We start from the raw sequence: 7,126 nt of genomic DNA on the forward strand, positions 1-7,126 counted from the left end.
AGATGGCACGGTATTGGATGTTGCTGCGATTAAAGAAATGGTGCAGCAAGGTACTGATGAGCGCGATAATTTGTACGCTTATGATTCAGGCAGCCTGATTTCTGCTGGAGCTGGTAATGACTATTTGTATGGCGCAAAAGGCAATGACACCTTAAACGGCGATGATGGCAACGACCAAATCTATGGTCGTGCTGGCGATGATGTGTTAAATGGCGGTGCAGGCAATGATAATTTGCAAGGCGATGCGGGTAATGACACACTCAATGGTGGCGAAGGCAACGACAGCCTGAATGCTGGCGATGGTAACGATATGCTCAATGGCGGTGCAGGTGATGATAGTTTAACTGGTGGGGAAGGTAACGACACTTATGTATTTACACAAGGTTCGGGTAAAGATACCATCTACAATTATGATACATCTGCAAATCATCAAGATACTGTGCGTTTTGAAGGTATGCGTGCAGAAAATGTTCAATTTACAAAATCTGGTTCTGACTTAGTTTTAACTCAACAAGATGGTAGTAGTGTTCGTATCAGCAATCATTTCTATCATGCAAATTATGCTGTTGAACATTTTGCTTTTGATGACCAAACCATTAGTAATCCTGATTTTGCCAAATATGTAAATTCAGCAAATCAATTAATTCAAGCTATGTCAGTATTTGGGCAAAGTTCTGCAGTTGGTAGTGAAGTGATGAATGTGGTGCAAAATCAAAATACGCCTAATTTACTGGTTACAAATGCTTAATTTATAGTATTTGGTATATTGATTTATCAAGAGTATTTAATTATTTATTTTTAAAATAAACAGCCTGAAAACCATGTGTTCGGTTTTCAGGCTGTCTCAACATCTTATTTAAACGCAAATTTTAAAAAATCCACAAAATGTTGCGCCCAATGCATTTCGTGATGAATTTCATTGGCGCGAATCCGCACATGCACGTTTTCTAATGGCGAACCTGTTTGCAGCAAAGCCTGATAGTAATTGAGCGTACAATCAATATAGGCTTGATTCATATTGTCAATAAAATGCGAATCCACTTCATCGCCCTCTTTTGTGCCAACTTGGATAAACACTTTGCTGTCGCGGTGGAGTGGGTGGCGGTGTATAAAGTCCAAAAACGCCGTTTCGCTAAACCAAGATGCCAGCGAAAATACGCCCAAATGCCCAAATACTTGCGGATACGCCGCCCCCATATAAGCGGTAATAATGCCCCCCATTGAACTGCCCGCCAGCAAAGTGTGTTCACGGTCGGGCTGGGTGCGGTAGTGTTGGTCAATAAAGGGTTTGACGTGTTCCACCACCCAGCGACCGTATTGTGCGCCCAATCCGCCCGCATTCATGGTTTCGGGGGTGGAGCCTGTGTCGGTTTTCCATGGTCCGTATTCGTTGAGCCGTTCTGCGCCTGCGTTGTCTATGCCGACAATAATCATTTTGGGAAAATGGGCGTTTCGCTTAATGGTAGGAATGATTTTCCATGAGTAGCCCGAATAGGATTCTTTGCTGTAAAACACGTTTTGCCCATCGTGCATATATAAAACGGGGTAGCGGGCATGGTTTTCGCTGCGATAGTCTTTGGGCAGCAACACGCGCACGCGGCGGGCATGATTGAAATAAGGCACAGGTAAAAAATGTTCCTGCATTTCCAAATAGTAGTAATTGAGAAAATCGCGTTTCATTGATGGGATTTCTGTGTGTGCAAAATGGGTATTGTACCGAAAATTTGGGTTTCAGGCTGCCTTTTCAAAGTTTTGTAAGATAATGAAAGCCAGCGTAGCAACTTATTTTTAACCCAGTCGGATAAAAATACAGTTGCTACGCTGGCTCCAAAAAAGGTTTTCAGGCTGCCTAAAATGCTTTCACAAACATTTCAGGCAGCCTGAATATCATTTCACGAAAAGAAATTAACCTTTACGCGCTGCGGTAACTTCTGCTGCAACGTGAGCAGGGGCTTCCGCGTATTTCGCAAACTCCATAGAGTAGGTAGCGCGACCTTGTGTGGCAGAACGCAAGTCAGTTGAGTAACCGAACATTTCCGCCAAAGGCACTTCGGCGCGAACTTTCTTGCCGCCAATGCCGTCATCGTCCATACCCAATACGATGCCGCGACGACGGTTCAAGTCGCCCATTACATCGCCCATGTAGTCTTCTGGGGTTTCCACTTCCACCGCCATGATTGGCTCCAACAAAGCAGGCGATGCTTGACGCATACCTTCTTTAAACGCTTGTGAAGCAGCCAATTCAAACGCCAGTTGTGAAGAGTCCACATCATGATAAGAACCGAATACCAAGCGAATGCGTACATCTACTACAGGATAGCCTGCAACCACACCGTTTGGTAAAGTATCACGAATACCTTTGTCCACAGACGGGATAAATTCGCGTGGAATCACACCACCTTTAATCTCGTCAATGAACTCGTAGCCTGCACCACCGGGTTCCATAGGTTCCATTTCAATTACCACATGACCGTATTGACCTTTACCACCCGATTGTTTCGCGTGTTTGTGTTCAGCTTTAACGGCTTTGCGAATGGTTTCGCGGTATGCCACTTGTGGCGCACCCACGTTGGCTTCTACGCCAAATTCGCGTTTCATGCGGTCCACGATGATTTCCAAGTGCAACTCGCCCATACCAGAAATAATGGTTTGACCCGATTCTTCATCGGTACGCACGCGGAAAGAGGGGTCTTCTTTTGCCAAACGGTTCAAAGCAATACCCATTTTTTCTTGGTCGGCTTTGGTTTTTGGCTCAACGGCAACGTGAATCACAGGCTCTGGGAATTCCATGCGTTCCAAGATGATGGGTGCTTTGTCATCACACAAGGTTTCGCCTGTGGTAACGTCTTTCAAACCGATTGCGGCTGCGATGTCGCCTGCGCGTACTTCTTCAATTTCAGTGCGGTCTGCGGCTGTCATTTGTACCAAGCGGCCAATGCGTTCGCGTGTGCCTTTTACGGAGTTCACAACGGTGTCGCCTGATTTCAACACGCCAGAGTAAACGCGGATAAAGGTCAAGTTACCCACATATTTGTCGTTCAACATTTTGAATGCCAAAGCGGAGAAAGGTGCTTCATCGCTGGCTTCACGGCTGTCGGCTGCATCGGTTTCAGGGTTCACACCTTGTACAGGTGGAATGTCGGTAGGTGCGGGCAAGAATTGCACCACGCCGTCCAACATGCGTTGTACACCTTTGTTTTTGAAAGCTGAACCACAGAACATGGGTTGAATTTCGCCAGCCAAAGTGCGTTGGCGCAAAGCCGCGATGATTTCGTCTTCGCTCAACTCTTCGCCGCCCAAGTATTTGTCCATCAACTCTTCGTTGGCTTCGGCTGCGGCTTCAATCATGTTTTGACGCCATTCTTCGGCAGTTGCCACCAAATCGGCTGGAATGTCGCCATATTCAAAGGTTACGCCTTTGTCTTCTTCATTCCAAATGATGGATTTCATGTTCAACAAATCAATCACGCCTTCAAAGCCGTCTTCTGCGCCCACAGGAATCACAACAGGCACAGGGTTGGCACGCAAGCGCGTACGCATTTGTTCTACCACGCGGAAGAAGTTGGCACCTTGACGGTCCATTTTGTTCACAAATGCCAAACGTGGCACTTTGTATTTGTTGGCTTGACGCCATACGGTTTCAGACTGGGGTTGTACACCACCTACCGCGCAATAAACCATTACGGCACCGTCCAAAACGCGCATAGAACGTTCTACCTCTACGGTAAAGTCCACGTGTCCGGGGGTGTCAATGATGTTGAAACGGTGTTCTTTAAACTGTTTTGCCATACCAGACCAGTAGGAGGTAACAGCAGCAGAGGTAATGGTGATACCGCGCTCTTGTTCTTGTTCCATGTAGTCGGTGGTGGCTGCGCCGTCATGCACTTCGCCCAATTTGTGGGTCAAACCTGTGTAGAACAAAATGCGTTCTGTGGTGGTGGTTTTACCTGCGTCAATGTGGGCAGAAATACCGATATTGCGGTATAAGCTAATGGGGGTTTTGCGAGCCATTTTATTGTCCTCTCAAAATTAGAAACGGAAGTGAGAGAAGGCTTTGTTGGCTTCTGCCATGCGATGCACTTCTTCGCGTTTTTTCATGGCACCGCCACGACCTTCGGCAGCGTCAATCAATTCACCAGCCAAGCGCAAATCCATGGATTTTTCGCCGCGTTTGCGGGCTGCATCGCGCAACCAGCGCATTGCCAACGCCAAACGGCGGTCGGCACGAACTTCAACAGGAACTTGGTAGTTGGCACCACCTACGCGGCGGCTTTTTACTTCCACTACGGGTTTGGCGTTGGCGATGGCTTCATTGAATACTTCAATGGCTTCTTTGCCTTGAACTTTTTTGGCGATTTGTTCTAATGCGCCATAAACAATGCGTTCTGCAACGGCTTTTTTGCCGTCAATCATCAACACATTCATGAATTTGGTCAATTCAACGCTGCCGAATTTTGGGTCGGGCAATACGTTGCGTTTGGGGACTTCTCTGCGACGTGGCATAGTTTATTCCATTCTATTCAGTTGGGGCATTCCCATGATGATTTATACAGAAATCATCACTTACTCGGCTGTGAAGTTTTTTCAGGCAGCCGACGTGCCAGTTTTTCAAAAAATTCAATCAATTCAATAAACTTAAAATCAGTTTATTATTTTTTGGGGCGTTTTGCACCGTATTTAGAACGCGCTTGTTTGCGGTCTTTCACGCCTGCGGTGTCCAAAGAACCGCGAACGGTGTGGTAGCGTACACCTGGCAAGTCTTTTACACGACCGCCGCGAATCAATACCACGCTGTGTTCTTGCAAGTTATGACCTTCACCACCGATGTATGAAATCACTTCAAAACCGTTGGTCAAACGCACTTTACATACTTTACGCAAAGCGGAGTTTGGTTTTTTAGGGGTTGTGGTGTACACGCGGGTGCAAACGCCACGTTTTTGTGGACAGGCTTCCAGCGCAGGTACTTTGTTCACATAAACGGGTTTTTGACGACCCTTGCGAACCAATTGGTTAATAGTAGGCATATTTTCAAATTCCTGTTGAATGTTTAAAACAAACTTGCCAGCAAATCGCCAGCAAGCCTGATATTATCGCTTGCTAAACATGGATTTGTCAATAAGTTTGTGATATTGGGTGGGTTTTTGTGTGTTTCAGGCTGCCTGAAAATGAAAAAACTGGGGTAATGTATTCAACCCCAGTTTTGTAGGGTGCGTACCACGCACCAAATTTTGACCTATTTTGGCAAAACGGCGCATGATACGCCCCACTTTTCAGGCAGCCTGAAAGCGATAAATCTCGTCCATCGCCACCCATTTTTCGCCTGCTGGGGTAAAGGGCGTGGCTTGCTGATAATCCCACATCCATTTTTCCCAGCGTTGCACGGTTTCATTTTGGGCGGAGAGTTGCGCCATGCGTTCAAAACTGAACGTGTCATCGGTGTCCATCAACATCACCAAGCTCGTTCCCAAACGATAAATCGTCATTTGGGTAATGCCACAGGCGGCAATGTGCTGTTCCACTTCCGCCCACATGGCGCGGTGGTGTTGTTCGTATTCGGCGATTTTGTCGGGATTGTCTTGCAAATCCAGCATTAAAACGTAAGTATTTTTCATCAAAATATCCTTTCAGGCTGCCTTTCAGTACACGACAAAAATAACTGTAGTGTGCGCTGTGCGCACCAAAACCCACCACAATATTTAAATTATTCAGTAATTTGGTGCGCATGGCGCACCCTACATTTTTGTGATGGGAAAAATTGTCGTGTACTGTAAGGCTGCCTGAAAGTCCTAGCGGACAGCAAAATGTAGGGTGCGCTGTGCGCACCGAATTGCCATGAAATCATGATTTTTGTGGGGATTTTGGTGCGCATGGCGTACCCTACGCAAAGGGTTTCAGGCTGCCTGAAAGATTAAATTAATTGTTTACATCATCAAATAATGGGCATTCCCAAAGTGTCAGTAAATTTTTATCAATGTCAGATTTCAATAATGCTTGGGCTAATCTATTTGATAAAAAAAGTGAGTTCATTATTGCTGGGTCATGCCAAATATCCACTTCACAATCTAATGCATTGATTGAAATGGGTAAATTTTCAATAGTGAACGCCTTTGGTGCAGAAGGTGAGTAATAAACATCAATACCATGTATCTGTACAGCAGGTTGAGAATATATGGGATTAATCCGTTTTTCTGGTAAAAAAAACTGATGTCGTTCTGCTATATTAATAAAGTAGTATTCGGTGTCATTCACATAATCATCTGTTGTTAAATCAAAAAAACGCATAGGCTCACTGATTTGGGTTTTACCCAACCGAAATTGTTTTAAAATATCCACAAATGGTTTATGCGACATCAATGCACCATTGGAAAAAATATCAGGCAAGACAAGTCCCTTTTGGGTTGGGTTAGGTGCATACATCATATCGGGCATGTTTTCTTTTGGGATAGGAAAAAAATCCCTTCTAAACATATTTCCTAGTTCTATTCTTTTTTTAAAAGTGTCTGCCATTGTTGTTGTTGTTGTTCAGTTTTATTTTTACCTAATTTCTCCAATTCATAATACTCTTTATAATCAACAGCATTAGGGTAATTCATAGGGAACAGGCGGCTGTCATTAAAAATATTTGCGGTATGCCAATACCATACTTTGTCGTTTTTCATTTTGGCTCAATTTAAAAATATGAAAGCGGTCTATTGTACAGAACAATAGACCGCTTAGCCTAAAAATATTTTATTGAATATCAATCTTTAATGAAAATTCACTTGGTGCGTACACGCTTTTTGAGTGGCTGATTGCCCATTTCTGCTCTGCGCTAAATCCAATGGTTTCCCCATCTTTCAAGACCAAACCTGAACTGATGATGTAGCTGCACATACTGCTTAATGAAGCGTGAAGCGTACCCATATTGATTTTGCTGTTTAAAATCTCTATTTCATCTTTACCAAATTTCGCCATGCCCGATGTGTAAAGCTGATTGCCCTGCTCATTTTGCCTCAAGCCCACATAAACCCAAATCATAATCGGAATTGCATTGTTAGGCAGATATTCTTTCGCTACTTTCTGATAAAAATCAGCCGTATAAACTGTTCCCGAAGTGTACACGCTGGTGGCATTTTCTTGTTTCAGG

At 44.6% G+C, this 7,126-nt stretch carries 11 protein-coding genes; 1 reads left to right on the top strand and 10 read right to left on the bottom strand.

The features are described 5' to 3' along the window. Window positions 1-748, top strand: a 748-nt coding sequence (locus Q338_RS11495; protein ID WP_034295570.1) for a calcium-binding protein, incomplete at its 5' end; no start/stop codon positions are given. 104 nt (window positions 749-852) lie between these two features. Here Q338_RS11495 and Q338_RS11500 read toward each other — a convergent pair. The 10 genes from Q338_RS11500 to Q338_RS11535 form a co-directional block, all read right to left on the bottom strand. Next, on the bottom strand, window positions 853-1,680 hold the full coding sequence (locus tag Q338_RS11500; protein ID WP_034295571.1) for an alpha/beta hydrolase: 828 nt from the start codon (window positions 1,678-1,680) through the stop codon (window positions 853-855). A 225-nt stretch (window positions 1,681-1,905) separates the two neighbouring features. Next, window positions 1,906-4,011, bottom strand: a complete 2,106-nt coding sequence (gene fusA, locus Q338_RS11505) for an elongation factor G (protein ID WP_034295573.1) — start codon at window positions 4,009-4,011, stop codon at window positions 1,906-1,908. Between the two features lie 18 nt (window positions 4,012-4,029). Then, a complete protein-coding gene (gene rpsG / locus Q338_RS11510) occupies window positions 4,030-4,503 on the bottom strand; it encodes a 30S ribosomal protein S7 (protein ID WP_034295575.1) in 474 nt (157 codons plus the stop codon). Between the two features lie 146 nt (window positions 4,504-4,649). Beyond that, window positions 4,650-5,024: a 30S ribosomal protein S12 gene (gene rpsL / locus Q338_RS11515; protein ID WP_003792002.1), complete on the bottom strand. Its 375-nt coding sequence runs from the start codon at window positions 5,022-5,024 to the stop codon at window positions 4,650-4,652. A gap of 88 nt (window positions 5,025-5,112) precedes the next feature. Continuing rightward, on the bottom strand, window positions 5,113-5,313 hold the full coding sequence (locus tag Q338_RS14625; protein WP_156961080.1) for a hypothetical protein: 201 nt from the start codon (window positions 5,311-5,313) through the stop codon (window positions 5,113-5,115). Continuing rightward, window positions 5,271-5,612, bottom strand: coding sequence for an L-rhamnose mutarotase (locus Q338_RS11520; protein ID WP_034295580.1), 342 nt, complete (start codon window positions 5,610-5,612; stop codon window positions 5,271-5,273). Before Q338_RS11520 ends, Q338_RS14625 begins: the two co-directional genes overlap by 43 nt. Window positions 5,613-5,701: 89 nt before the next feature. Beyond that, window positions 5,702-5,869: a hypothetical protein gene (locus Q338_RS14630; protein ID WP_156961081.1), complete on the bottom strand. Its 168-nt coding sequence runs from the start codon at window positions 5,867-5,869 to the stop codon at window positions 5,702-5,704. A gap of 44 nt (window positions 5,870-5,913) precedes the next feature. Continuing rightward, complete coding sequence (locus tag Q338_RS11525; protein ID WP_147293676.1) at window positions 5,914-6,507, bottom strand: hypothetical protein; 594 nt, start codon at window positions 6,505-6,507, stop codon at window positions 5,914-5,916. Next, window positions 6,480-6,659, bottom strand: coding sequence for a hypothetical protein (locus Q338_RS11530; RefSeq protein ID WP_034295584.1), 180 nt, complete (start codon window positions 6,657-6,659; stop codon window positions 6,480-6,482). Before Q338_RS11530 ends, Q338_RS11525 begins: the two co-directional genes overlap by 28 nt. A 70-nt stretch (window positions 6,660-6,729) precedes the next feature. Then, window positions 6,730-7,126 (bottom strand): DUF4261 domain-containing protein (locus tag Q338_RS11535; protein ID WP_034295586.1); only part of this gene is annotated, 397 nt, incomplete at its 5' end.

Source organism: Alysiella crassa DSM 2578 (assembly GCF_000745955.1).
Classification (GTDB): domain Bacteria; phylum Pseudomonadota; class Gammaproteobacteria; order Burkholderiales; family Neisseriaceae; genus Simonsiella; species Simonsiella crassa.